A 23,549-nucleotide genomic window follows, 5' to 3' on the forward strand; every position below is an offset into this window, starting at 1 on the left:
TCATGCTGGCGACCCTTTTTCACTACAAGCCGAGCGTCACGCTCATCAAAGACAGCGGCATTCAGTTCCTGGACTTTGGCCTTGCGCCGCAGACTAACGCCGCCCACGCCGGGCGCTTTGTGCGCCAGACGGCCAACGGCCCGCTGTTACGCCTTGATTACGATGTTGTGCCCGGGAAATTTACCCTACCGGGCGAAAACGGCACCGCGCCAGAAGTGGTGAAACCCGAAAGCACCATTACGCTTGGCCACTCCCTGCGGGTGATGGACAAAACCTGGCTGCCGCTGCCGTTCCTGCGCTTTAACCCGCCGCGCACCTTTGTGGGTGGACCGGATAACTGGGCCCGGGTGCAGGTGCGTGTTCTGGAGACGCCCGATTCCGCCGGGAATACGGTGCGTATCAGCCTCGCGCTGGACAGCAAAATTTACGCGGACGATCACCCCGCCGCGCATCTGGCACCGACGGAAAACGACGTCCGCAACGGTGCCCGTTTTGCGCTGGCCTGGCACAACCACGAGATCAAAGATTTTCTCGACCAGACCTGGGTGGACGGCTGGTTGCGCGAAATCTTCACCCAGTTTGCCACCCGCGTGGAAGAGCGCACCGAGCGTGAGCTCGCCGCCGCTATGAAAGCCTTTGAATATCAGGCTCACTATCTGAATATTCTGGAGCTTATCGGCAACCAGCTCGCCGTGCCGGAAGTGAAGATCGTCACCGCCACGCTGCAATCCCCGCCGATTGACGTAGATTTGGTGCTGGATGTGGGGAACACCCACACCTGCGGCGTCCTGATCGAAGATCACGGCGAAGAAAACGACGGTCTGCGCCAGACTGCCGAGCTGCAGATCCGCTCCCTGAGCGAACCACAGTTGATCAACGACGCAATGTTTACCAGCCGCCTGGAGTTCAGCGAGGCAAAATTTGGCAAGCAGCATTTCTCCGTTGAAAGCGGGCGCGACGACGCCTTTGTCTGGCCTTCTATTGCCCGCGTGGGCGACGAAGCTCGCCGTATGGCCTGCGCTCGCCTGGGTACCGAAGGCGCCAGCGGGATCTCCAGCCCGCGCCGCTACCTGTGGGACGTCACGCCAGCCAGCCAGGACTGGCGCTTCAGCCAGATGGGCGTGAAAACCCAGCGTGAGCCGCTGGCGACCGCTTTCCCGCTGATGAACCTGATGAACGACGACGGCCAGCCGCTGTACGCCCTGCCGATGGACGAACGCCTGCCGGTGTTTTCACCGCAGTACAGCCGCAGCTCGCTGATGACTCTGATGCTGTGCGAGCTGCTCTCCCAGGCGCTGATGCAAATCAACAGTATTGGCTCCCGCCAGAGCATGGGGCACCCGACCTCGCCTCGCCAGCTGCGCAACCTGATTCTGACTTTACCTTCCGCTATGCCAAAACCGGAACGCGAGCTGTTCCGCCAGCGTATGCAGGAGGCGGTCGGCCTGGTGTGGAAAGCGATGGACTGGCACCCGACCGACGAAGGTTTCACCCTCGAGCGCGACAAAAAGAAAAGTATCGTGCCGGTACCGGAAGTGCAGATGGAGTGGGACGAAGCCACCTGCGGCCAGCTGGTCTGGCTGTATAACGAGGCGCTGGTGAACTACGCCGGGCAAACCGGGCGCTTCTTTGAAAGCCTCGCCCGCCCTGACCGCGCCCTGACGCCGGACGAACCCGTTGGCAAAACCCTGCGCGTGGCGTCGATTGACATCGGCGGCGGCACAACCGATATGGCGATCACCCAGTATCAACTGGACGACGGCGTGGGCAGCAACGTGAAAATCGCGCCGCGCCTGCTGTTCCGTGAAGGTTTTAAAGTCGCCGGGGACGATATTTTGCTGGACGTGATTCAGCGCTGCGTCCTGCCTGCGTTGCAGGCCCACATCCACAAAGCGGGCGTAGCTGACGCGCCAGGCCTGATGACCACGCTGTTTGGGGAATCCGGCCGCATGGACACCCGCGCCACGCTACGCCAGCAAACTGCGCTCCAGCTGTTTATTCCGCTCGGCCATGCGGTGCTTTCTTTCTGGGAAGAGAGCGACCCGGAAGAGCCGGATTCGGTGCTGGAAGCAACCTTCGGCGAGCTACTGACCCAGCAGCCAACCCGCAACGTGATCAACTACGTTCAGCAGGCCGTGCAGCACGAGCTGCCAGCCGACGCGCCGCAGTTTGACATCATGAGCGTGCCGCTGCAGGCGGAAATTGCCGCGCTGCAGGATGCGCTGCTGGCGGGCCAGTTTACCCTCACCGCGCCGCTGCAGGCGCTGTGCGAAGTGATCAACCATTATTGCTGCGACGTGCTGTTAGTCACCGGTCGCCCTGGCTGTCTGCCTGGCGTGCAGGCGCTTCTGCGTCACCTGCAGCCTGTACCGGTTAACCGCATTGTCTGGCTCGATAACTACCAGACCCACGAGTGGTATCCGTTCAGCCAGCAAGGGCGCATCGGTAACCCGAAATCTACCGCCGCGGTGGGCGCAATGCTGTGCAGCCTGGCGATGGATCTGCGTCTGCCGAGCTTTAACTTTAAAGCCGCCGATATTCAGGCCTATTCCACCGTGCGCTACCTGGGCATGCTGGACGGCAACGACCGGCTGCTGGAAGACAACGTCTGGTATCGGGATATCGATCTCGACAGCCCGCAGGCGAACCTGGACACCCGAGTCCACTTTCCGCTGCGCGGCAACGCCTGCCTGGGCTTCCGTCAGTTGGATAACGCCCGCTGGCCAGCCACGCCGCTCTACACGCTGGCAATCAACTCGCCGCAGCTGGCGAAATCAATTGCCGGAGACGGCGTGCTGAACGTGCGCCTGAAGCAGACCCGCGAGGCCGAGTCATTCAGCCTTGCCGAAGCCTGGCTGTCTGACGGCAGCAAAGTCCCCCTCGAACAACTGAGTTTTAAACTGAATACCCTCGCCGGCAGCTACAGCGGGGCGACGCATTACTGGATAGACAGCGGGAGCGTATACCAAAAATGAAGCAGCTAACTACCACGCTCAGCCATCTGGTGAACTGGGTTCAGATGACCCGCACTTTCTCCCTGCTGCTCGACAATGAAGCGGACAGTCTTTTGGCGCGCCTCCAACAGCTAAGCGAACGCCACCGTCGCATCAGCGCGCTGGAGGACGCTCCGCTGACGCTAGGCATTTATGGTCACGCCCTGGACGGCAAAAATCATCTGCTGAATACCCTGCAGGGCAGCCCGAATAGCCGCATTGATATTCAGCTCGGTGATAAACGGCTGGACTACCTGACGCACATCAACCCAGGCCATACGCCAGCGGCGATGGCGGTGCGCTTCAGCGCCCAACGGCCCCCTGAAGTAGAGAATTACCCGCTGCTGCTGACGCTGTTTAGCGAGGCCGAACTGGCGCAGCAGTTTATCAACAGGTATCACGCCTCTGACGCGCCCCGTCTGGCAACGTCCAGCGCGGTAGCCCTGCGGCTGACCGAACTGGAGTCCCGCCGTCTGTCTGCCGCTGCACCAGGATTAACCCGTGAGCAAACGGCCGATCTGCTGTACGGCTACCACCGCCTCCAGCGCCGTCAGCATCACCTGGATGAGCGCCTGGTTTACCGCATGGCCGAGCTTGCACCTTACCTTTCGACAGAAGATCGCGCCTTGCTGTTCGCCCTGCTGTGGGGCGAAGATAGCGCCCTGACGGAAACCTGGCTGCGGCTGGCGCAGGCCTTGCAGCATTTGGGCTGCGTGGAACAGGTTCTGGCTCCGGCAAGCCTCGTGGTGGACAGTTTCCTGCTGCCTGCCGAAGGTTTTCTCATTCCTTCCGGCCCGGAAGACGCACCGGAACAGGCGGATGTGATGGTTTGCCCACTGCTGGGAAATCAGCCTGGTTCTCACCTCAGCCTGCCGCAGAACGACCTGGCGCTGCTGTGCGCCGAGGTTATTTTCACCCTCAGCCAGCCGACTGCACTGAGCAACGTGGATTTACTGGATATCCCGGCGAATCAGCTTAGCTGGTACACCACCCGGCTTCAGCCGGACACGCTGCTGGTGTGTAACGCCGTCAGCGAACGCAGTGAAGTTCAGGCGACGGGGAAAGCGCTGGCATGGTGGGTAGACAGCACCCAAAGCCCGGGGCACAGCTCGCTGCCGGGCCTGGTCTGGGCCATCACGCCGTTTGACGCGCGCTTTACGCTGGGTGCCAGCCTGGACGACGGCGTTCAGCGTCTGATTGGCAACCCGGGCAAGCGCTGGGGCACGCTGCAGGCGCTGGACAGCAGAAACATGCATCGCCTGCTGGAATGGTTGACCGATGCGCTAAATCCCACCCGCCGTGAACAGCGCCTCGCCGCCCTGCGCGGTGAGCTGGAAACGCAAACCGTCGAACTGTTCCAGCGCTTTATTGACGCGCAGCAGGCCACCCCACAGCAGGCTCGCCAGCAGGCAGAAGATCTGGTGCGTGCTCTGCAGGCCCGGGCGACCCAGCACGGTGATTTGCTGGCAAGCCTGGTGCCATCCCGGGATGCTCTGCAGCAGATCTGGCTGCAGCACCAACAGCAGCATCAGCCTAAACCGGAAGGCTTTGCGCTGGAGATAGACTTGTTTGCCGACGCGGCCGAGCATGTTGCCCCTCAGACTGAAGGCATCAGCTACGCCCGCGCCGTGCATCAGCTTTGGGTTAACCACCTGCGCCTGCTGGGCCAGCGTCGGGAAGCCGCACACCAGTTTGGCCTGGACAGCGTTCAGCTTCAGGCGCTGTGCAACACGCTGATCGTCGCCAGCTACCGGCTGGATGTGCCGATGAGGCTGGAACGCAGCATGCAAAACGGCGACTCCGGGCTTGAGCTGGATATTTCCCGTGCCAGCACGGTGCTGGGTGATTTTATTGCCTGGCTGGGCTACGCCAGCATGCCGGTTGCCGATCGCCCGGCAAGCCGCGTCAATAAAGGCCAGGCCGTGTTTGCCCCCCCTGCCCAGGCGGATATCAGCCGTCGACTGACAAAACTGGGCGAGCAGCCAACGCGCGGCAACGCCAGCTACGTGTACGACTGGCTGGTCGCGCTATATACCCGGGCCACGGAGAATATCGGCTATCAAAACCCGCTGGATATTAATGAGAAGCAGCGGCAGACGCTGGTGAAGCTGCTGGGATGAATTTGGGGGCGTCAGCCCCTCACCCCGGCCCTCTCCCCAAGGGGCGTGGGAGAAACAGCAGGTCAAAACAGTAGGTCATCTATTCCCTCTCCCTTCCAGGGAGAGGGTTAGGGTGAGGGTAAGCAGCGACGTCGCCGTCGAATGCATTCGTAACAAATTCTGGCAGGTGGCAACCCATTAACTTTCCCGCTACAATCCGCCCACCCATTCACTCAATATATATAAGGAGGATCCCCATGATGTCTTGTGAGCGCTTTAACCGTTCGCATACTTTTGGCGATCGTCTCTGCTCAAGCGTTATCGGTTCCGTGCTGCGATAACTTCGGCTTGAGCGAAGAAACTTACTGAATCCCTTCTCTCGGGCTTACCGGGTTATCGTCAGCGTTATACGACGAGGCGTTTGCACGCCATAACTCTTGAGTAAGCACATATGAGCACTTTATTAACCGCCCAATCTCTGCACCTCGACACCGCTTTCGGTTCGCTGCTGGAGTCCATCACTTTTACCCTGAAAAAAGGCGACCGTATTGGCCTGATCGGTCATAACGGCTGTGGCAAAAGCACCCTGCTGAAACTGCTGGACGGCACTCTTTCGCCCACCAGCGGCTCGGTGACTCAGGCGGCTAGCTGCCTGATGGCAAGGGTTGAACAGCATCTGCCGGAAAGCCTCAATACGATGACCATGCTCGATGCTGTGCTGGCGAAAATTGAGGAAAACCAGCGAGATAGTGAATGCTGGCGGGCAGAAGCTTTGCTGGCAAGTATGGGCTTTAGCGAAACGGACTGGCGACTGACTTCCGGCACGCTGAGCGGCGGGCAGCATACTCGCCTGCTGCTGGCGCGAGCGCTAATTAGTGAGCCAGATTTACTGCTGCTGGATGAACCCAGTAACCACCTGGACTTGCCCACGCTGCTGTGGCTGGAACAGTTCCTGCGCGGCTGGAGCGGCAGCTTCGTGCTGGTTTCGCACGACCGCAGCCTGCTGGATAACGTCACCAACGGCAGTTGGATTTTGCGCGATCGTTCGCTGCATTTCTTTGCGCTACCGTGTTCTCAGGCGCGCAGTGCGCTGGAGGAACGGGACAGAACCGATGCCCACCGCCATCAGGCGGAGCAAAAGGAAATCGACCGCATTACCGCCAGCGCCAAACGGCTGGCAATTTGGGGCCGGGTCTACGACAACGAAGACCTTTCCCGAAAAGCCAAGCAGATGGAAAAGCGCATTGATCGGCTGAAGGACGAGCAAACTGAGCTCACGGCGGGTAGCCAGTGGCAGCTTAAGCTGAAAGGTGAAGCGCTGATTGCCGACAGGCTGCTGGAGCTGGAAGCGCTTCACGTTCGGCCTGCGCCGGAGTGTGAACCTCTATTCACTCTGCCGTTGCAGCGAGTGAAAAGCGGCGACCGCGTGGCGGTGATAGGCCGGAACGGCTGCGGCAAGTCGTCTCTGCTGCGCCTGCTTTGGCAGCAGTACCAGCAGTCAGAGCGTGAGGACGCTATTCGCCTGCATCCTCGGGTGCATCTGGGGTATTACGACCAGACGCTGCATCAGCTTAACGACGGTGATTCGCTGCTGGAGGCGCTGGAGCCGTTTGCCCCGCTCAGCGAGCAGGACAGGAAAATGGCGTTAATCAGCGCCGGATTTCCGTGGCTGCGACACCAGCAAGCCGTCAGTACGCTGAGCGGCGGAGAGCGTTCGCGTCTGCTGTTCGTTGGCCTGACGCTGGCCCGCTACTCCCTGCTGATGCTGGATGAACCGACCAACCACCTGGACATGGAAGGCAAAGAGGCGCTGGCGGAAACGCTGCAAACCTTTGAAGGTGGCGTGCTGTTAGTGACCCACGACCGCGAGCTGATAGCCAAAGGCTGCAACCGCTTCTGGCTGGTGAACAACGGCGTGCTGAGCGAATGGCACGACCTGGACGCGCTGTACGCCCTGCTGACAGCAGAGGAAAGCGGGCTGCCGCTGACCGAAGTGAAATCCCAGCCAGAGCAAGTCATCCAGCAAGCACCGCACTATAGAGAAAGCGATGCGCTGCTGGAACGGCTTATCGAGCTGGAGGAAAAGCTGGCGGAGGACGTGACGCGCAAGGAAAAGCACCAGAAACCGGCGCTGCAAAAACAGTGGCGGGAAGAAATTGAGGCGTTAAATAAAAAGTTAGCGATTTAAAGCCAAAGCCATCCTTCGGGATGGCTTTCAGGCCGCTGACAAACCTCTATCAATAGAAGAAATACCAGACGATCCGTCAAAAGAAACAGGAAAATCAATTCATTGATTTTCGGCTGATAACCACGAAGAGGAAAAAACCACGCTTTTTTCCTCTTCGTCTGTCACCAAAAGCCATCCTTCGGGATGGCTTTTTTATTACGCCCTGCACTGCTCGGCGAGCACCCTGGCTAGCCCGGCGGGGTTTTCCCAGGACATAGCGTGCCCGGCGCTCGGTACGATGGTGGTCGTCACCCCGGCCTGCTGGAATGCGGTAAAATCTTCATCCGGCAGCGAAAGCTCACCGAAAATAAGCGTTTTGGGGATTTTTAGCTGAGCAAAAAGCTGATACCAGTCCGGTTCGATGCCGCTTACCAGACTAACGGCGGCGCGCCATAGAGCACTGGGATCGCTATTTTGCAAGCTGCCGGACCACGGATTTTCCGCGTTAGCCGCGATTGCTTTTTGGTAACCATGAGCCACGAATTCGTCTTCGGTCTGCGCGGCAATCATGCGGCTATACATCCCGCCGCCGGCGCGGAAATTGAGCTCCGACACCATCAACCCTGCGATTTTCCCCGGCATCGACGCCGCCACTTCAATGGCGATGCTGCCGCCCATGCTGTGCCCGTAAAGAAAAAAGCGATTTAACCCTAAATGTTCCACCAGTTCGCCCACGACACTTGCCTGTTCACGGGTGCTGTAGCCGTAAGACTGCGGCCTGTCGCTGTACCCGCTGCCGGGGAGATCGATGAGAATGCTACGCCGGGAACTCCATGCCGGATCGCTGACCACGCGGGGATAGTCATAAGAGGAAGCGCAGCCAAGACCATGAATGAACAGGAGCGGCACACCCCCGCCGGGTAAATCCAGATAGCGCACCCGACATTGCGCCGTGGCGGAGAAGAAGTTTTGCATCAGCATTCCCTTTTCTTACAATAACTGTGTTTATATACAGTATACCGTATTTTCCTGCCACTCCTTTCTCTAAAATGCGCCTGGCCCGCCTGGCATCATTGGCTTGCTCCTCTGCCGCAGGCGACAAAGGAGCAAGGGCAAAAATTACTTCAGGGGTTCGGGCAGCTTAATCACCCAGAAATCGTTTTGTGATTCTGGTTTTTCCAGCGGCTTCAGCTCAATTTTGGTCGCCACTTCCGCGCCGTCTTTCAGCAGGTGACCTTTGCCGTCCACCTGGTAGTCATCGGCGTTCGCCAGCACGGCCTGCAGGCCAAAATCGTTGTCGTTGATCACGGCAATCGTCTGATTATCAATCAGCGCCATGCCTTCGGCTTTTTCCTGCTGCCAGCCCAGCTTGCGCAGGTCGACAACCTCTTTTTTGCTCGCCAGCTTGATGCCACGCGCCTTCAGTTGCTCAGCATCATCAAACTCAGGGGCTTTTTCTTTATCGAACCCGGCCAGATCGGACGCGCCGTTCAGGTCAACCACGTAGACCAGGTTGCGCATCTGTTTGTTTTTGTCACCGCCTTGCTCAATCAGCAGCAGGCGGTGGTTGTCCAGCGCCACGATATCGCCAATTTTGGCATCTTTGGCTTTTTTATAGACGTCCACGTCGATCGGGTAGCCGTACATTTCGGTTTTACCGGTCGCCGGTTCGAGGCTGACCAGACGCGTGAACTGCGCGCTGTTTTTGGTTTTGCCGTCAATATCCAACGTGCTCTGCACCGCCGCAATAATCCGGCCATCCGGCATGCGGGTGATGCCTTCGAACCCACGGTTAGGCTGGCGCCATTTGACAATATTCGGCAATCCGCCCGCCACGCCCTGTTCACCGTGCTCAGCCTGCGGGCCATATTTTTTCAGGATTTTGCCGTCAGCATCCACATGGATAACGAACGGGCCGTACTCGTCGCACAGCCAGTAACCGCCCTTGCCGTCCGGCGTGATCCCTTCGGTGTCCAGCCCGCGCTGGTCACTCTTCAACTTCTGGAGCGTATCGCTCAGGGCAATTTCATTGGTTGCGCCAATCAGCCCTTCCGGCAGCGGCAGCCCGCTAATCGGCCCCTGCGCATCATGCAGCGGCTTCGCGTCGATAGCTTCGGCTTTACCGTTGCTCACGCGGATGGTCATCAGCAGCGGCGTGAAGTCAGGATTTGCAAAAATCTTGGATTCTTTTTTCCCGGCTTTCGGCGAGTCAGCATTGGGCCCGCGATCCGTCACGGTAGTAAAGATCAGGTCGTCGCCCTGCTTGCCCATAAAGGTCAGGCCCGAGCCAACGCCTACCGGCAGTCCGTGCGGGAAGTTAGCGGCGTATTCACCTGTGTAGGCCACGCTGTCCCCTTGCGGGAACGTGACAACGTAACGGTCAACCTGCGCATCCGCAGCGTGACCAGCCAGAGGGAATACGGTACTGCAAAGTAAGGCAAGTGTTTTTAATTTCATGGTTTTTATATATATCGGTGGTTGAGGTACCGGAGTTATAAAATAGCCAGATGACAGTAAGATTACACTTTGTGCTCTAAATTTCCCGCCCGGTAAATATCCCCTTTCAGCTGCCGATAACCCTACAGCCAGCAGTGTTGAATGCTCTTCAGCGCGGCTGGGATAAGAATATTTCACCGACTTAAGGATTTAGTATGTCAGTCAGGCGTTTTTCGATTTTGGTTTTCAGCACGCTGTTGCTTATTTTTCTCGCCAGCACGGCGTCCAATATTTGGTCTCTTACCCGCAGCAACCATGCCCTCAATGACGTCAACAGCGAAATACGCGTAGTGTTATCCGTCATTGACCCCATTAACCACAGCCGCACGATGCGCGTTCGCGCCATGCAGGCCATTCAGGAGATGGAATCCGGCAACGCCGAGCAGGCTAGCCAGAGCCTGGCTGGGGCAAAAGAAGCGCTGGGTAAAGCAGACACCAGCTTTAAGGCTTATCTTGAAGCGACGAAGCAGTCCGGGGAACAAGCGCTCGCCGATGACTATAAAGCCGCCTGGCTCGCCTATCGTGACGGAGGGCTGCTGCCTCTGTTAGAGGCCGCCCAGGCCAATGACAAAGCCCGCAGCGCGGAACTGGTCACGGGTACCATCCCGGCGCTCGATCGGGGGTTCGAAATTACGCTGGATAAGCTGCTGGCATTCCGGGAGCAACACGCACACCAGCTCAACGCCGACGCACAGGCAGGTTTTCAGTCGAGTTTTGTCGCCATCGGCCTGTTTGCCGCGCTGTTTATCGCGATTCTTGCCGCCGTGTTTGTTTTGCTGAAAGTTCGCGTCCTCAAAGAGCTGGACACCGCGAAGGCACACTGCGCTGAAATTGCCAACGGCCTGCTGCACCGTTCCATTGATATCAAATCCAATGATGAAATCGGCCAGATGATGCACAGCCTCGAGCAAATGCGCCTGTCGCTCACCGAAATCATCAGCCAGGTACGCGAGTCCAGCACCACCGTCGGCTATGCATCAGAAGAGATTGCGGCGGGCAATACCGACCTGTCCGCTCGCACCGAAGAGCAGGCGGCATCGCTGGGTGAAACGGCGGCCAGCATGGAACAGTTGACCGTCACGGTTAAACGGACCTCAGAAAGCTCGCATCAGGCCAATACGCTGGCTAACGGTATGCGCGCGGCGGCCAGCGAAGGTCAGCAAATCGTCGACCAGGTCATCGGCTCTATGCGCAATATCGAAACCAGTTCCGGCAAAATCGACAGCATTATTTCCATCATCGAAGACATCGCCTTCCAGACCAATATTCTTGCCCTTAACGCGGCGGTTGAAGCCGCACGAGCCGGGGAACAAGGTCGCGGTTTCGCGGTGGTCGCAGCGGAGGTACGCAATCTCGCCCAACGTTCTTCCGTGGCGGCAAAAGAAATTAAAGAGCTGATAGAGCTGTCCGGCCAGCAGGTCACCAACGGCAGCGAGCTGGTCAACCGGGCCGGGGAAAGCATGAAACGTATCTTTACGTCGATTACCCAGGTCACCACGCTGATGGCTGAGATTGCCGTTTCTACCGATGAGCAGAGCCGCGGTATTGAGCAGATTAATCAGGCCGTGCTGCAAATGGACGTGGTCACCCAGCAAAATGCCGCGCTGGTTGAGCAGGCCTCTGCCGCCGCGCATTCCCTAAAAGATCAGTCGCAGCGGCTCAATGAGTCGGTTTCAGTGTTTAAACTCGCCTGATAACCCTGGGGCTACCTCAACGCGCTTTGAGGTAGCCTTTGTTAAGTTTCTGTAGCGATAAAGATTGATCTGCGTCACAGTCTGCCGTTAAATACAGTCTCTTGTTACTAGTCTGTTACTCATCATGATCGTTCGCCCGCATCAACACTGGTTGGCTCGCCTCTTCGTCTGGCACGGCTCAGTGCTGGAAAAGATTTATTCCCGCCTGCTGCTGAATCTGCTGCTTTCTATTAGCGTTATTTTTTTCCTGCCGTGGTACGAAACCCTCGGAATCAAGCTCACCATCGCGCCATTCAGCATTCTCGGCGTGGCTATCGCCATTTTTCTCGGGTTCCGCAACAGCGCCTGCTACGCACGCTTCAACGAAGCGCGTCTGCTGTGGGGCCAGTTGGCCATCACGTCGCGCTCTTTGTTACGCGAGGTGAAAACGCTGGCGGGAGATCAGCCCGAAACGGTGCAGCGGTTTGTGAATTTACAGGTCGCCTTTTGCAACAGCCTGCGCATGACGTTGCGCAAAAAGCCGCAGCAGGAAACGCTTAGTCGTTACCTTAGCCCGCAGGATCTGGCCTGGGTCAGCGCAAGTCATGCGCCGTGTAACCGTATTTTGATGCTGATGGGCAGTTGGCTGAACCAGCAGCGCGAGCAAGGCGTGATTTCAGACGTGCTATGGCGCAGCCTGGACAATCATCTGAACGAACTGTCGGCGGTGTCCGGCGGCTGCGAACGCATTATTACTACGCCGATGCCCTTCGCCTATAGCCTGATTCAGCACCGCACGGTGTATATCTTCTGCATCATGCTGCCGTTTGCTCTGGTGACCGACCTCCACTACATGACGCCGTTTGTTTCCGTGTTTGTGTCGTATACCTTTATTTCCCTCGACTCGCTGGCCGAAGAGCTGGAAGATCCGTTTGGTACCGAGGACAACGACCTGCCGCTGGATGCTATTTGCGTGGCGATGGAGCGTGATTTACGGGATATGAACGATGAGGCGGAGAAGCCAGAGGCGCTGCAGCCGAACAGGCATTATCGGCTGAGCTGATTTTACCCTCAGCCTAACCCTCTCCCTCAAAGGGAGAGGGGATCACTCATGCTCCCCGTCGGCTATTTTCTCCCTTTTCCTTTGGGGAGAGGTGAAAACTCTGTCAAAACGCCACCCCAAACAATCCTGCCAGCTTACGCTTCCCGCTCTCGGACACGTGCAGCTCACGACTGACCAGATCCCGCCGCATCCACCCTTTTTGTTCGCAGGTGTGCAGCAACGCTTTGCCTAGCTGTCCTCCCAGATGTTCGCGTCTTTCACTCCAGTCCAGACAGCCGCAGGCGTAGCGCCGGCGCGAGGCCCCGCTTTCCACGTTTACTCCCAGAAGCAGCAATTGTTCTTCCCCCCTGGCGGTGACCACATACTCTTCCCCCTCCAGCCAGCGAAGGCGAAATAATGCGTCATGGAGTGCCACGGCGATCTCTCCCGCCATATGGTCATAGCAGGTTCTGGCGTAGCGAAGATTGCCGGGGGTTTTGGTGCGCATAGTCGCGTCATCGCGGCCAACCAGCCCCATTAATCCTTCCAGCGCTCCGGCAATTTGGCTGCTGTGAAGCCGGTAGTAACGATGTCGCCCCTGCTGCACGCAGGCAATCAGCGATTGCTCCATTAACTTTGCCAGATGGCTGCTGGCCGTGGACGGTGCCACATTAGCCATGATGCTCAGTTCAGTTGCCGTCCAGGCCCGGCCATCCATTAACGCGCACAGCATGCTGGCCCGTGTTTTGTCCGCAATGGCGGCGGCAACGGCGGCAAGCCGGGTTTCGAGAAAATCTGTTTCCATATTTCGATGCTCAGCGAAGCGTCCTGTCTGACGATGGATTAGGGTTAGCAGGAGATAACAATAAGGAGCAACCTGATGATCGCCGTAATCTTTGAAGTCCTGCCTGCAGAAGGACACTATAGCCGCTATCTTGAACTGGCGGCAGAGCTAAAACCCCTGCTTGCCGATATTGATGGGTTTATTTCCATTGAACGTTTTCAAAGCCTTAGCGAACCTGGAAAAATCCTGTCGCTTTCGTTCTGGCGCGATGAGGCCGCCGTGCTGCAATGGCGCAATCAGGAATTACACCGCAGCGTTCAGCGCCAGGGCCGCCACTCGGTCTTTAGCGATTACCGGCTCAGGGTGGCGGACGTGATCCGCAATTACGGCATGTTTGAGCGCGAACAGGCTCCGCAGGATAGCCGCAACGCACATAAGGAAAACACGAATGAATGATCTCAGCCTGAGCCTTGCCATTGCCGCTACTTTTGTTCTCGCTGGCACCGTCAAGGGCGTCACGGGGATGGGGTTACCTACCGTCGCCATGGGGATTCTGGGGTCATTGATTTCCCCGGTGGCGGCGGCGGGCATGCTGCTTTTACCCTCTTTCCTGACCAATATTTTCCAGCTTTATGAAGGGGGCAACCTGGCGGCATTGCTCCAACGCCTGTGGCCGATGATGCTAACCATTGTGCTGGGTACCCTTGGCAGCAGCAGTTTATTGGCCTCGGGCAGTAGTCATGCAACCACCGTGGCGCTGGGCATTGCCCTGATCGTCTATGCCTTATGGACGTTGTTTGCCAGGCCGCTGCACCTTCCCGCCCGCCACGAGCGCTGGCTCTCGCCGCTGATCGGCCTCCTCACCGGTTTATTGACCGGTGGCACGGGCGTGTTTGTGATCCCCGCCGTGCCCTATATTCAGTCGCTTGGGCTTGAGCGCGATGAACTGGTGCAGGCGCTCGGGCTGTCCTTTACCTTTTCAACCCTTGCACTGGCCGCCGGGCTTTGGTGGCACGGCGCGCTGCAGGAAATAGCCATTAGCACGTCCGTCATGGCGGTTGTCGCCGCGCTTATCGGCCTGTTTGCAGGCCAGCGTATCCGCAGGCGCATCAGCCCATTAGCCTTCAAGCGCGGCTTCCTGATCTGCCTCGTTCTGCTTGGCGGTGATATGGTGCTCCGCGCGCTGATTTAGGCGAAAGGCAAACCTTCATCTTCCCAGCCGGTGATGCCGCCGGGCATCACCTTCACTAGCCTGCCGAGCTGTGCCAGTTTCAGGGCCGCCCGGTCGGCACCGTTGCAGTGCGGCCCGGCGCAGTACACCACAAACAGCGTGTCCTCGGGCCATTCGGCCATGCGGGATTCGGTGATCAGCCGATGGGGTAAATGAATAGCCCCCGGCAGGTACCGTCGGGCAAATGTTTCATCAGAACCCACCACGTGCAGCAGCACAAAATCTGGATCGCCGCTCTGGATCGCCGCGTTGACGTCGGCACAGTCGGTTTCAAGCGACAGTTTGTGCAGGTAATGCGCGGCGACGGTTTCTGAGGCTGCCGCAGGGTGGTCAGTCACGTAGCTCATGTTTATCTCCTTTTGGTTTGAGCTTTGATTCTGACGCCGCGACGGAGGCTTGACAGCTGGCACGAATGACGATTAGCGTAAATATCATGACAAAATTAGCCCCCTTGCCTAAAAACCCTCTTGTCGTCACGCTGGCTTACGACGGCCTTTGCACGTTCGAATTCGGCGTTGCCGTAGAAATTTTCGGCCTGCCGCGCCCCGAGCTGGGTGAGAATTGGTATCGCTTTGCCGTCGCCGGCATTGAGCCCGGCGAACTGCGGGCGATGGGCGGTATTCGCCTGGCGGTTGATGGCGGGCTGGATTTGCTGGCTGAAGCCAGTTTGATCGTGGTTCCTGGCTGGCGCGGGATCGATCAATCCGTGCCAGAGTCACTTATTGCGGCATTGCGGGCGGCACATGCGCGCGGTGCACGCCTGATGTCCATTTGCTCCGGCGTGTTTGTGCTGGCGGCAACTGGTCTGCTTGATGGCCAGCGGGCAACCACCCACTGGCGCTACACGGAAGCGCTGCAGGCGCGTTACCCGGCGATCGAAGTGATCCCGGACGTGCTTTATCTGGATAACGGGGATGTTTTGACCTCGGCGGGCAGCGCGGCGGGCATCGATCTCGCCCTGCATCTGGTGCGCCGGGATTTTGGTGCCGCAGCGGCCAACAGCGTTGCCCGGCGCTTAGTCGTGCAGCCTCATCGCGAGGGCGGCCAGGCGCAGTTTATCGAACAAGCAGTCCCCGTAGAGTACGAAGGTGAGCGGTTTGCGCCGCTGTTTGATCACCTGCAGCGTCATTTAAGCGAGCGGCACTCCGTGGCAAGCCTGGCCGCCTATGTCGGCATGAGCACGAGAACTTTTTTACGCCGCTTCGAAGCCGCGACGGGCCTCACGCCCGCCGCCTGGCTGCTGCAAACCCGCCTTAAACGCTGCCGGGAGCTGCTGGAAAACAGCACGCTGCCGATAGAGCATATTGCCGAACAGACGGGATTTGGCTCAGCGGCGACGCTGCGTCATCATTTCCGGAAACATCTTCGAACGTCTCCCGCCACATACAGAAACGCATTTACTTCACAAAACGAATAATTTACCTGCGGTTAGGGATTGTTTAAGTTGTGTACGGTATGATAGCTCCACTCATCTGAGTAAACCCTTTTTTATCACGCGAGGTATTTCTATAGAAATGCAGTAATCTGGAGGATTAACTATGTTAGGGAACATGAACGTATTTATGGCAGTACTGGGATTCATCTTATTTTCCGGTTTTCTTGCTGCCTGGTTTAGCCACAAATGGGATGACTAATGAACGGTGACCTTCCCCCACCTACGACGCCTCTCGCGAAATAAACTTTCCGGGAGGCGTTTTCATTTCTGCTCCATTGCGGTGGAGGATTTGCTAACAAAAAAATACAGCGCGTAATGAGTAAATCGGCACAATTTGTTGTCTTCCTATACGGAATCAACAAAAGCAGACTGGATTCACTCTGGAGAATTTATGCGCAAGTCAACAAAAGTAGCGGTATTAACAGCGGTATGGCTCGCGGGCGCGCTGCCCTCTCTGGCCTTTGCCTATTCAGGTGATAAGCAGCTAAAGGCGACGGCACCGGGCACGTCGGCACAGTCCTATGAACTGAAAGAATTCTCCTCAGATTTCAAAATGTACAAGATCGGCGACATTGCGCCCGACATCTACCGGACCGAACCCTATAACATCAAAAGCTGGCAGCTTCGCCATCTCCCTGCGCCACAGGCCGGTAGCCACTGGACCTACATGGGCGGCAATTATGTCTTAATTACCGACGCCGAAGGAAAGATCCTTCAGGCAATGGCTGGCGATATATTTTATCAGCACTAAGGATAATCCAACCCTGAGGCTGGATATCCTTAACAGCGAAAGGGTTTAATTTAATAAATTTCTCAGGGGATCGATTTCAGTATATTGATTGTCGATCTCCAGTAACCCCGCAATATCCAGTACCTGCCTGTACTCATCAGGGCTAATACGCACCTGATAATTTGCGATATGTCCACACAGCGTTTCAAAAGCCAGTACATTTTCTGAGAAGTCGATATATTCCAGCGCGAAGTCAATGAGTGACGAATCGAGCCGGTTTTTAAGAGCCTCACCAAAGGTTTTGATTTTTTCGTTGATATCCATATTGACCACGTAAAGTTAATTGTTATTTGCGTGCCATCATTGGGAATGGGAAACGGCATCCTGCCGAAATACATCCCTATGGATATCGGATTGCGGGGAAATTTCTTGAGGGGCGTGCGTAATACTTATTTCAGATAACGATCCGACACTAACTTTTCGCCAACCATTTCGCGTAATGATCGGGCCATTTCACGGTCGGTGTGCCAGGTTTGCCCATGCCGAAACCGTGGCCGCCGCTGCTGTAGCGGTGCATTTCTACCGGCACATGCTGCTGCTCACAGGCCGCGGCCATAATTAACGTATTCTGCGGGTCGGAAATTGGGTCGTCTTCGGCCTGGACCAGGAAAAACGGCGGCGAATGCGGGGTGACATAATTCTGCACGGACCAGGCGGCGTTCTCGGCTGATGAAGCATCTTTGCCGACCAGAATTTTATGCGTAGAGGTGTGCTCATAAGGTTTTTCCAGCGTAATGACCGGATAAATTAACGCCGCACGGTCGGCAAAGGCGGGTTTCTCGTCTAAACGATCCTGCTTTGGATACGAGCGGTAATCGGGTCGCGTGGCGGCCAGGCCAAGCAGATGCCCACCGGCGGAAAAGCCCAGCACGCTGACGTTATGTTCACGATCGCGCACGATTCTTAACGCGCGCTGCGCGTCCTGCAAGGCAACCAGATTGCCATCAGTCCATCCTTCCGACGGCAAACGGTAGCTCAGCACATACGCGGTATATCCCCGCGCCACCAGCCATTCCGCCGCGGGCCAGGCTTCTGACCCCATTTCAATGCGCTTATAGCCCCCGCCCGCCGCCACCAGCACGGCCTGGCCATTAGGTGATTCGGGTTCAATCACGGTCAGAATCGGGAGCGCAATATTGCTCTGCGCCCCGCGCGCCGACGTCTGAATACTCCCTGTCGGCCCACCACCGCCCGGTGGCGTGCCTTTCCACAGCGGAATAGCCGAACGCTTCACGCCTGATGCAGCAAACGAGACGCCCACTTTAGCCGCGAGCAATCCGGCGGTAACACAGGTAATAAAATGGCGACGATCCATAGTAAACTCCTGACAATACAGGTTAATCACTATGCCAAAAGAGTGTGTCTAAAGTCATATTCTAAACCAGCAATACGTAACCAGCCGTTTCGCTTGAGTTAATTATGGAGAAAAACCGCCTGGTGGAAATCATTCTGTCCACTTTACGCATCGCAAAATAACAATCAATTCATCATACAATTTGATTTTGATTAATGAATCCTGCCGCGTATCGGCCTTAAATAGGCTCCGGTCAAACTGTTTCATTCGTTAAGAGGAGTGCTCAACATGATGATGACCTGGGACCGCAACAGGAATTCCATTACCACCGGCAGCCGCGTTTTGATTAACGGCACAGGCAAAACCGGGCTAATTAAAGCCATTCACGGTGAAGGTAAAAATGCCGAGCAAATTCGCCGCAGCAAATGCGTGGAAGTGGAAGGTTGTGAAGGGCAATTTGAACCGACGGAATTATTCCGCCTGGGCTTACACTGATGGCTAAAAGTTACCCGGCCTGCCGCCGGGTAACGGATGCTATTTACGCAGTGCCCTGACCTGCGAAAAACCGTGCTCAAACACGCTGTCAGCGGCACAGATGATCACGATAACGTCGCCACCGGATGCTTCCTCCAGCAAACGCGCCAGCTCGGCGTCCAGCTCCCGGTTCATTTTCGGCATCGCCAGGTGCATTTCCCCCGGATAATCCTCATCCTCGTCAGGCGGCATGTCTTCGATGCGGCTGCCCTTCACCACATAAATCAGCAGATCATTGTCGTTATGGGTGAGCTCTAGTCTCAAATATTTGCCAACCGGATGTTTAGCCATGCGTTACCTTCAATAGCGTATAAAATAATTTGTCGGCAATGTTAGCAAAGCAACGAGGATAAAACGATGCAGGACTGGAACCCCGCGCTCTATTTGCAGTTTGAAGCTGAACGTACCCGCCCGGCCGCTGAGTTGGTTGCCCGAATTAACCACCCTGGCGCAAACACCTTTACCGATTTGGGCTGCGGCCCCGGCAACTCCACGGCGCTGCTGCGTAATCTGGCGCCAGAAGCTTCGATTACCGGGCTGGATAACTCTCCCGCGATGCTCGCCAAAGCCGGTGCCGCACTGCCAGACTGCCGCTTTGAAGAGGCGGATATCGCCACCTGGCAGCCCGCCGTGAAACAGGATGTGATTTTCGCCAACGCTTCGCTGCAGTGGATAGCCAACCATAAGCAGGTCTTCCCACACCTGGCGGCACAGCTGGCAGACGGCGGCGTGCTGGCGGTGCAAATGCCCGATAACTGGCAGGAGCCCACGCATACATTAATGCGCCAGGTTGCCGACGAACTGGGGATCTCGCGCTCGAGCCGCGAAGCCTTGCTAACGGCTCAGGAATATTACGATCTGCTGGCCGAAAGCGGCTGCACGGTGGATATCTGGCGCACGACGTATTTCCACGTTATGCCTTCTGCCCGCGCCATCATTGAATGGTTAAGCTCGACGGGCCTGCGCCCTTACCTGCACGGGCTGGACGCCATGCAGCAGGAAGCGTTTCTTGAGCGCTATCACCAGTTGCTGCAGCGCGCCTACCGCAAGCAGCATGACGGCAACGTGTTGATGCCGTTCCCCCGCCTGTTTATTGTGGCGCGAAAAACGGCCTAGAATGAAGTGCCCTGTTGACGCAGGGCATCAATGTCCTGCAGCGGCGACGCGCCAAATGCCCGGCGATACTCCCGGTTAAACTGGGAGGGGGAATCATAGCCCACCTTCCAGGCGACGCTGGCCACATCGCCTTCGCAGCTCAATAAACGCCGGCGGGCCTCCAGCAGGCGAAGCTGTTTTTGGTACTGCAGTGGGCTCATGATCGTCAGAGCTTTGAAGCGGTGATGCAGGCTGGAAGCGCTCATGCCGACGCGCTTCGCCAGCTCATCAATGACCAGCGGCTCGGCATAATTCTGTTTGATCCAGTTAATGGCTTCCCCCACGCCTTTGCCCTGCGCCCAGCCCAGCGCCTGTTTCCAGAATGAAGCCCCGGCGGGAGCGATGACCAACCGGTAGAGAATTTCTTGCTTGATGAGCGGCGCGAGGGCATGCAGATGCTGCGGGCTGTCCAGCAGCGTGACCAGGCGCAGAAAAGCGCCCTGGAGCTCTTCTTCCGCGGCGGCGACCCAGGCCCCGGTTTTCTCCCCGTTGCCGTCCGGCAGCACCACGTTCATGTTCATGATCAGGTCGGCAATTTCTTTCCCGTCAAGGTCGATGCGCACGCCGTAGTAAGGCTCGGCTTCGCTGGCGCGGGTCACCTGCCCGGACACCGGCATATCCACGGCTGCCAGCGAATAGCTGCCGGGACCGTACTCCGTGACGTTGTCACCGATAAGCATTTTTTTGCTGCCCTGCAGCACCATGCACATGGACGGAGAAAGCATCCCGCGATTGAGCAGCGTCGGCTGTTCGATGCGAATAAAGCTCAGCCACGGCAGCGCGCAGCTCAGCTCCTTCACCCCGCCGCCGCCCGCCGGGTAACGACGGGCGACACGCTGGTGCAGTTCGTCAATAATGCGGCCCGAAGGCCGCTCGGTTGGTTGCATATTACTGCCCCATGATGGCTTTGGGTTCAAGATACGCTTCCAGCCCGTAAGTGCCAAATTCGCGGCCAAGACCGGACTGTTTAAAACCGCCGAACGGCGCGAGCGGTTCGTCATAAACGCCGTTGACGAACACGCGCCCCGCGATAAGCTGCCGGGCAACGGCCGCCGTGCGCACAGTATCTTTCCCGCTAACGTAGGCCTGCAGGCCATAAACCGTATCATTGGCGATCTGCACTGCTTCGGCGTCATCGCGGTAGGTAATCACCGACAGCACCGGGCCAAAAATTTCCTGTTGGGCAATGGTCATGTCGTTGCGCACGTTCACAAACACCGTCGGTTTCACAAAGTAACCGCTGGCCAGCCCCTCGGGACGCCCTTCTCCGCCGCAAAGCAGCTCCACCCCTTCGGCAATCCCGCTACGAATATACTCCTGCACGCGCTGGTACTGCCGGGCGGTCACGGCGGCCCCGATGTTGGTTTTCGGATCCCGCGGGTTGCCTGGTACCAGAATAGCCAGATGTTTGAGAATTTGCGCTTTGACCTCGGCCAGCCTGCTTTCTGGCACCAGCAGGCGAGTCCCTGCGATACAGGCCTGGCCGCTGTTCCAGCTCATGACCTGCAGCGCCAGCGGAATAGCGGTATCAAGATCGGCATCGTCCAGCAGCACGTTGGCAGACTTGCCGCCCAGTTCAAGGGTGACGCGCTTCATGGTTGCCGCCCCGTCACGGGCAATCGTTTTGCCCACCGCCGTTGAGCCAGTGAACGAGATTTTAGCCACGTCCGGGTGGCGCGTGATTTCCGCACCAACCACATTGCCCAGGCCGGTGACGATATTAATCACGCCGTCGGGCAGCCCGGCGGCATGCAGGCATTCCGTGATGATCTCCGTTTGACGGGCGCTGAGCTCGCTGGGCTTGATAACCGCTGTGCTGCCGGAGGCAATCACCATCGACAGTTTGCCCGCGATAAAGCCGTAGTTAGCGTTCCAGGGGGTAATGAGCCCCACCACGCCCAGCGGCTCCATGACCACTTTCGCCATCCCCGCCTGAGATTCAAAAGAGTAGTCTTTCAGCAGATCGATTGCCTGGAGGAAGCTGTTGTACGAGCGAGCCACGGTGCTTTGGGCAAAAGCTATCGGGCAGCCGTATTCATCCACCATAGTTTCCACCAGCTCGTCTTCACGCGCTTTCACGGCGTCGTGCAGCAGCTGCAGCCAAATCATTCTTTGTTCGCGGCTGGAAAGGCGCATTTGCGGAAATGCGGCTTTTGCCGCAGCAATGGCGAGGCGGGTGTCTTCTTCGTCTGCCAGGCGAACCTGAGCGACAGGTTGTTCGCTGACGGGATGAATTAAGGTCAGCACCTCAGTGCCGTGGGGCGTGACGTGCTGACCGTTAATATATAGGGTGTCGATGGTTTTCATTTATTGCGCTCCAGGGGGTTGTGTCTGACGGCTTAAAGTGTCGTCGAACGCGGCCGTTTTCCTGTAGCGCAATCCTGTTTGATGCTTGCACAATCCTGCAAATCAGGACTGCTTTTTCATCTCTCTGCTGGCCACGTTTTGAAAGCGTCTGGCGCGCAGCCAGTCGTAGCACCAGTTATAAGCCACGGTGTACGGCAGGAAGAACAGGAAGAAACCAATCTCTACCATCAGCGCCTGCAGCAGCGTGACATTCAGCATCCAGGCGGCAAGCGGCAGGCCAATCAGAATAAAGCCCCCTTCGAAGCCCAGCGCGTGCGCAACGCGCAAGCCCATACCACGCTTGAGTGACGGCGGGTAAAATTTATCAAACCCGGCGTTGTAAATGATGTTCCAGACCATCGCGACGGTGGACAGCATGATAGCCAGCGCACCCATCTGGAAAAGCGGTTTGTTCATTAGCCAGGCGGCGGTTGGCGCACAGATACCGATGGCGATAGCCTCGAAGCCGACGGCATGCACAATGCGCTCAGACAGGCTTCTGTTGTTTTGCGATTTCATTTTGATAACTCCTTTTTCACAAGGTCGCCATTATCATCGCAATTATTGATATAATATAGCTAACAGCCATCGATAAAAGCGATAGTTTATGCGTTACTCCCCGGAATCACTGGAAGCCTTTTTACAGGCCGTTGAAACGGGTTCTTTTTCCGCCGCCGCACGCAAGCTGAAAAAGAGCCAGTCCACCATCAGCAGCGCTATTGCCAACCTGGAAGCTGACCTTGGCGTGACGCTGTTCGATCGCCACGCCAGGCAGCCCACGCTTACCCCGCACGGGCAGCGCGTTTTGCCCTATGTACAGGCTATTTTTGCCGCCAGCGAGCGGCTGGATGAAGTTTCCGTCAGGCTGGCGGACAACGTCGAGCCGCGCCTGACGTTTGTGCTTTCCGACATGTGGCAAACCGCCCACCACGAATCCATCCTGCAGCAGTTTTCCGAGCGTTACCCGGACATCGAATTTGAATGCATTATTGCTGAGGATGAAGACGTGATTGATAGTCTGCAGATTGGCCGCGCCCACGTCGGCGTCCTGCGGGTTCAGGAGAGTTACCCGCCGGATATCACCGTTGCCCGCCTTCAGGTTGGTGCAGAAATGACCATTTTTTTTCATCGCGATCACCCGCTGGCGAAGCAGACAGAGGTGCGGATGGATGAGCTACATACCGTGCGGCAACTGGTGCTTAAAACCTTTGTGCGCCCCGGTAAGGTCGCCGCACGCGGCCCTATCTGGTCGTCCCCATCTTTACTGCTGCTGCTTGAGATGGCGGAACAGGGTTTTGGCTGGGGAATTTTGCCGAGCTGGCTGGTTAACCAATTTGGACACGGCGTGCTTAAGCCGCTGAAGGTGGAAGGCTGGCCGCAAAATCTTGAGGTGGATGTCGCCTGGTCGAACAAAACGCCGCCCGGCCCGGCTGGCCGCTGGTTGATCGACCGACTACGCGAGCGGCGGTAATAACTCGGCACACGCTTGCGGTTGTCACCCGCATGGCTT

The 23,549-nt window shown here is 57.3% G+C and carries 23 protein-coding genes; 13 read left to right on the plus strand and 10 right to left on the minus strand.

What is annotated here, in order from left to right:
* Positions 1-2 precede the first annotated feature (2 nt).
* The 3 genes from A936_RS14500 to A936_RS14510 all read left to right on the plus strand — a co-directional run bounded on the left by A936_RS14500 (position 3) and on the right by A936_RS14510 (position 7,280).
* Positions 3-2,975, plus strand: a complete 2,973-nt coding sequence (locus A936_RS14500; protein WP_008459081.1) for a virulence factor SrfB — start codon at positions 3-5, stop codon at positions 2,973-2,975.
* A complete protein-coding gene (locus A936_RS14505; protein WP_008459083.1) occupies positions 2,972-5,113 on the plus strand; it encodes a virulence factor SrfC family protein in 2,142 nt (713 codons plus the stop codon). Before A936_RS14500 ends, A936_RS14505 begins: the two co-directional genes overlap by 4 nt.
* A gap of 430 nt (positions 5,114-5,543) precedes the next feature.
* On the plus strand, positions 5,544-7,280 hold the full coding sequence (locus tag A936_RS14510; protein ID WP_008459085.1) for an ABC-F family ATP-binding cassette domain-containing protein: 1,737 nt from the start codon (positions 5,544-5,546) through the stop codon (positions 7,278-7,280).
* 195 nt (positions 7,281-7,475) lie between these two features.
* Here the strand turns inward: A936_RS14510 and A936_RS14515 are convergent, their stop codons facing one another.
* Both A936_RS14515 and A936_RS14520 read right to left on the minus strand, forming a co-directional pair.
* The gene (locus A936_RS14515) at positions 7,476-8,234 is read right to left on the minus strand and encodes an alpha/beta fold hydrolase (protein WP_034809423.1); all 759 of its coding nucleotides are present in this window, start codon (positions 8,232-8,234) and stop codon (positions 7,476-7,478) included.
* Between the two features lie 144 nt (positions 8,235-8,378).
* Positions 8,379-9,716: an esterase-like activity of phytase family protein gene (locus A936_RS14520; protein ID WP_008459090.1), complete on the minus strand. Its 1,338-nt coding sequence runs from the start codon at positions 9,714-9,716 to the stop codon at positions 8,379-8,381.
* Positions 9,717-9,910: 194 nt separating this feature from the next.
* On the opposite strand from A936_RS14520, the gene A936_RS14525 reads away from it, so the two are divergent.
* Positions 9,911-11,449, plus strand: a complete 1,539-nt coding sequence (locus A936_RS14525) for a methyl-accepting chemotaxis protein (RefSeq protein ID WP_008459092.1) — start codon at positions 9,911-9,913, stop codon at positions 11,447-11,449.
* 124 nt (positions 11,450-11,573) lie between these two features.
* Complete coding sequence (locus tag A936_RS14530) at positions 11,574-12,491, plus strand: bestrophin family protein (protein ID WP_008459094.1); 918 nt, start codon at positions 11,574-11,576, stop codon at positions 12,489-12,491.
* A 103-nt stretch (positions 12,492-12,594) separates the two neighbouring features.
* Here A936_RS14530 and A936_RS14535 read toward each other — a convergent pair whose 3' ends face one another.
* On the minus strand, positions 12,595-13,275 hold the full coding sequence (locus A936_RS14535; protein ID WP_008459096.1) for an ArsR/SmtB family transcription factor: 681 nt from the start codon (positions 13,273-13,275) through the stop codon (positions 12,595-12,597).
* A 75-nt stretch (positions 13,276-13,350) separates the two neighbouring features.
* Between A936_RS14535 and A936_RS14540 the strand changes: the two genes are divergently transcribed.
* Entirely contained in the window at positions 13,351-13,710 is a 360-nt protein-coding gene (locus A936_RS14540) for an antibiotic biosynthesis monooxygenase family protein (protein WP_008459098.1), read from the plus strand.
* Positions 13,703-14,446 carry a sulfite exporter TauE/SafE family protein gene (locus A936_RS14545; RefSeq protein ID WP_008459100.1) on the plus strand — a complete coding sequence of 248 codons (744 nt, stop codon included), beginning with the start codon at positions 13,703-13,705 and terminating at the stop codon, positions 14,444-14,446. The genes A936_RS14540 and A936_RS14545 overlap by 8 nt, the downstream gene beginning before the upstream one ends.
* Here the strand turns inward: A936_RS14545 and A936_RS14550 are convergent.
* On the minus strand, positions 14,443-14,832 hold the full coding sequence (locus tag A936_RS14550) for a rhodanese-like domain-containing protein (RefSeq protein ID WP_008459102.1): 390 nt from the start codon (positions 14,830-14,832) through the stop codon (positions 14,443-14,445). The two genes, A936_RS14545 and A936_RS14550, sit on opposite strands and share 4 nt — an antisense overlap.
* A gap of 65 nt (positions 14,833-14,897) precedes the next feature.
* On the opposite strand from A936_RS14550, the gene ftrA reads away from it, so the two are divergent.
* The 3 genes from ftrA (at position 14,898) to A936_RS14565 (ending at position 16,671) form a co-directional block, all read left to right on the plus strand.
* Positions 14,898-15,902, plus strand: coding sequence for a transcriptional regulator FtrA (gene ftrA / locus A936_RS14555; protein WP_008459105.1), 1,005 nt, complete (start codon positions 14,898-14,900; stop codon positions 15,900-15,902).
* Positions 15,903-16,023: 121 nt separating this feature from the next.
* Positions 16,024-16,119: a protein MgtS gene (gene mgtS, locus A936_RS23310; protein ID WP_008459108.1), complete on the plus strand. Its 96-nt coding sequence runs from the start codon at positions 16,024-16,026 to the stop codon at positions 16,117-16,119.
* A gap of 192 nt (positions 16,120-16,311) precedes the next feature.
* Entirely contained in the window at positions 16,312-16,671 is a 360-nt protein-coding gene (locus tag A936_RS14565) for an RcnB family protein (RefSeq protein WP_008459111.1), read from the plus strand.
* A gap of 45 nt (positions 16,672-16,716) precedes the next feature.
* Here A936_RS14565 and A936_RS14570 read toward each other — a convergent pair whose 3' ends face one another.
* Both A936_RS14570 and A936_RS14575 read right to left on the minus strand, forming a co-directional pair.
* The gene (locus tag A936_RS14570) at positions 16,717-16,974 is read right to left on the minus strand and encodes a MafI family immunity protein (RefSeq protein ID WP_008459113.1); all 258 of its coding nucleotides are present in this window, start codon (positions 16,972-16,974) and stop codon (positions 16,717-16,719) included.
* A gap of 148 nt (positions 16,975-17,122) precedes the next feature.
* Positions 17,123-18,025 carry an alpha/beta hydrolase gene (locus A936_RS14575; protein WP_008459115.1) on the minus strand — a complete coding sequence of 301 codons (903 nt, stop codon included), beginning with the start codon at positions 18,023-18,025 and terminating at the stop codon, positions 17,123-17,125.
* A 270-nt stretch (positions 18,026-18,295) separates the two neighbouring features.
* On the opposite strand from A936_RS14575, the gene ydfZ reads away from it, so the two are divergent.
* Positions 18,296-18,499, plus strand: coding sequence for a putative selenium delivery protein YdfZ (gene ydfZ / locus A936_RS14580; protein ID WP_008459116.1), 204 nt, complete (start codon positions 18,296-18,298; stop codon positions 18,497-18,499).
* A 39-nt stretch (positions 18,500-18,538) separates the two neighbouring features.
* On the opposite strand, the gene A936_RS14585 is transcribed toward ydfZ, so the two are convergent.
* Positions 18,539-18,829 carry a hypothetical protein gene (locus tag A936_RS14585; RefSeq protein WP_008459118.1) on the minus strand — a complete coding sequence of 97 codons (291 nt, stop codon included), beginning with the start codon at positions 18,827-18,829 and terminating at the stop codon, positions 18,539-18,541.
* 66 nt (positions 18,830-18,895) lie between these two features.
* Here A936_RS14585 and tam point away from each other — a divergent pair, with 66 nt between their 5' ends.
* Positions 18,896-19,654 carry a trans-aconitate 2-methyltransferase gene (gene tam / locus A936_RS14590; RefSeq protein WP_008459119.1) on the plus strand — a complete coding sequence of 253 codons (759 nt, stop codon included), beginning with the start codon at positions 18,896-18,898 and terminating at the stop codon, positions 19,652-19,654.
* On the opposite strand, the gene A936_RS14595 is transcribed toward tam, so the two are convergent.
* The 3 genes from A936_RS14595 to A936_RS14605 all read right to left on the minus strand — a co-directional run bounded on the left by A936_RS14595 (position 19,651) and on the right by A936_RS14605 (position 22,558).
* Positions 19,651-20,580 carry an AraC family transcriptional regulator gene (locus A936_RS14595; protein WP_008459121.1) on the minus strand — a complete coding sequence of 310 codons (930 nt, stop codon included), beginning with the start codon at positions 20,578-20,580 and terminating at the stop codon, positions 19,651-19,653. The genes tam and A936_RS14595 overlap by 4 nt on opposite strands.
* Position 20,581: 1 nt before the next feature.
* Positions 20,582-22,000: an aldehyde dehydrogenase family protein gene (locus A936_RS14600; protein WP_008459123.1), complete on the minus strand. Its 1,419-nt coding sequence runs from the start codon at positions 21,998-22,000 to the stop codon at positions 20,582-20,584.
* A gap of 102 nt (positions 22,001-22,102) precedes the next feature.
* Entirely contained in the window at positions 22,103-22,558 is a 456-nt protein-coding gene (locus A936_RS14605; protein WP_008459125.1) for a multidrug/biocide efflux PACE transporter, read from the minus strand.
* 88 nt (positions 22,559-22,646) lie between these two features.
* Between A936_RS14605 and A936_RS14610 the strand changes: the two genes are divergently transcribed.
* Entirely contained in the window at positions 22,647-23,510 is an 864-nt protein-coding gene (locus tag A936_RS14610; protein WP_008459127.1) for a LysR family transcriptional regulator, read from the plus strand.
* Positions 23,511-23,549: the final 39 nt, after the last annotated feature.

It is taken from the genome of Enterobacter sp. Ag1 (assembly GCA_000277545.1).
Taxonomy (GTDB): domain Bacteria; phylum Pseudomonadota; class Gammaproteobacteria; order Enterobacterales; family Enterobacteriaceae; genus Cedecea.

Coding starts and splice junctions, on each gene's coding strand:
- A936_RS14500 (WP_008459081.1), top strand. CDS start 3: ATGCTGGCGACCCTTTTTCACTACAAGCCGAGCGTCACGCTCATCAAA.
- A936_RS14505 (WP_008459083.1), top strand. CDS start 2,972: ATGAAGCAGCTAACTACCACGCTCAGCCATCTGGTGAACTGGGTTCAG.
- A936_RS14510 (WP_008459085.1), top strand. CDS start 5,544: ATGAGCACTTTATTAACCGCCCAATCTCTGCACCTCGACACCGCTTTC.
- A936_RS14515 (WP_034809423.1), bottom strand. CDS start 8,234: ATGCAAAACTTCTTCTCCGCCACGGCGCAATGTCGGGTGCGCTATCTG.
- A936_RS14520 (WP_008459090.1), bottom strand. CDS start 9,716: ATGAAATTAAAAACACTTGCCTTACTTTGCAGTACCGTATTCCCTCTG.
- A936_RS14525 (WP_008459092.1), top strand. CDS start 9,911: ATGTCAGTCAGGCGTTTTTCGATTTTGGTTTTCAGCACGCTGTTGCTT.
- A936_RS14530 (WP_008459094.1), top strand. CDS start 11,574: ATGATCGTTCGCCCGCATCAACACTGGTTGGCTCGCCTCTTCGTCTGG.
- A936_RS14535 (WP_008459096.1), bottom strand. CDS start 13,275: ATGGAAACAGATTTTCTCGAAACCCGGCTTGCCGCCGTTGCCGCCGCC.
- A936_RS14540 (WP_008459098.1), top strand. CDS start 13,351: ATGATCGCCGTAATCTTTGAAGTCCTGCCTGCAGAAGGACACTATAGC.
- A936_RS14545 (WP_008459100.1), top strand. CDS start 13,703: ATGAATGATCTCAGCCTGAGCCTTGCCATTGCCGCTACTTTTGTTCTC.
- A936_RS14550 (WP_008459102.1), bottom strand. CDS start 14,832: ATGAGCTACGTGACTGACCACCCTGCGGCAGCCTCAGAAACCGTCGCC.
- ftrA (WP_008459105.1), top strand. CDS start 14,898: ATGACGATTAGCGTAAATATCATGACAAAATTAGCCCCCTTGCCTAAA.
- mgtS (WP_008459108.1), top strand. CDS start 16,024: ATGTTAGGGAACATGAACGTATTTATGGCAGTACTGGGATTCATCTTA.
- A936_RS14565 (WP_008459111.1), top strand. CDS start 16,312: ATGCGCAAGTCAACAAAAGTAGCGGTATTAACAGCGGTATGGCTCGCG.
- A936_RS14570 (WP_008459113.1), bottom strand. CDS start 16,974: ATGGATATCAACGAAAAAATCAAAACCTTTGGTGAGGCTCTTAAAAAC.
- A936_RS14575 (WP_008459115.1), bottom strand. CDS start 18,025: ATGGATCGTCGCCATTTTATTACCTGTGTTACCGCCGGATTGCTCGCG.
- ydfZ (WP_008459116.1), top strand. CDS start 18,296: ATGATGACCTGGGACCGCAACAGGAATTCCATTACCACCGGCAGCCGC.
- A936_RS14585 (WP_008459118.1), bottom strand. CDS start 18,829: ATGGCTAAACATCCGGTTGGCAAATATTTGAGACTAGAGCTCACCCAT.
- tam (WP_008459119.1), top strand. CDS start 18,896: ATGCAGGACTGGAACCCCGCGCTCTATTTGCAGTTTGAAGCTGAACGT.
- A936_RS14595 (WP_008459121.1), bottom strand. CDS start 20,580: ATGCAACCAACCGAGCGGCCTTCGGGCCGCATTATTGACGAACTGCAC.
- A936_RS14600 (WP_008459123.1), bottom strand. CDS start 22,000: ATGAAAACCATCGACACCCTATATATTAACGGTCAGCACGTCACGCCC.
- A936_RS14605 (WP_008459125.1), bottom strand. CDS start 22,558: ATGAAATCGCAAAACAACAGAAGCCTGTCTGAGCGCATTGTGCATGCC.
- A936_RS14610 (WP_008459127.1), top strand. CDS start 22,647: ATGCGTTACTCCCCGGAATCACTGGAAGCCTTTTTACAGGCCGTTGAA.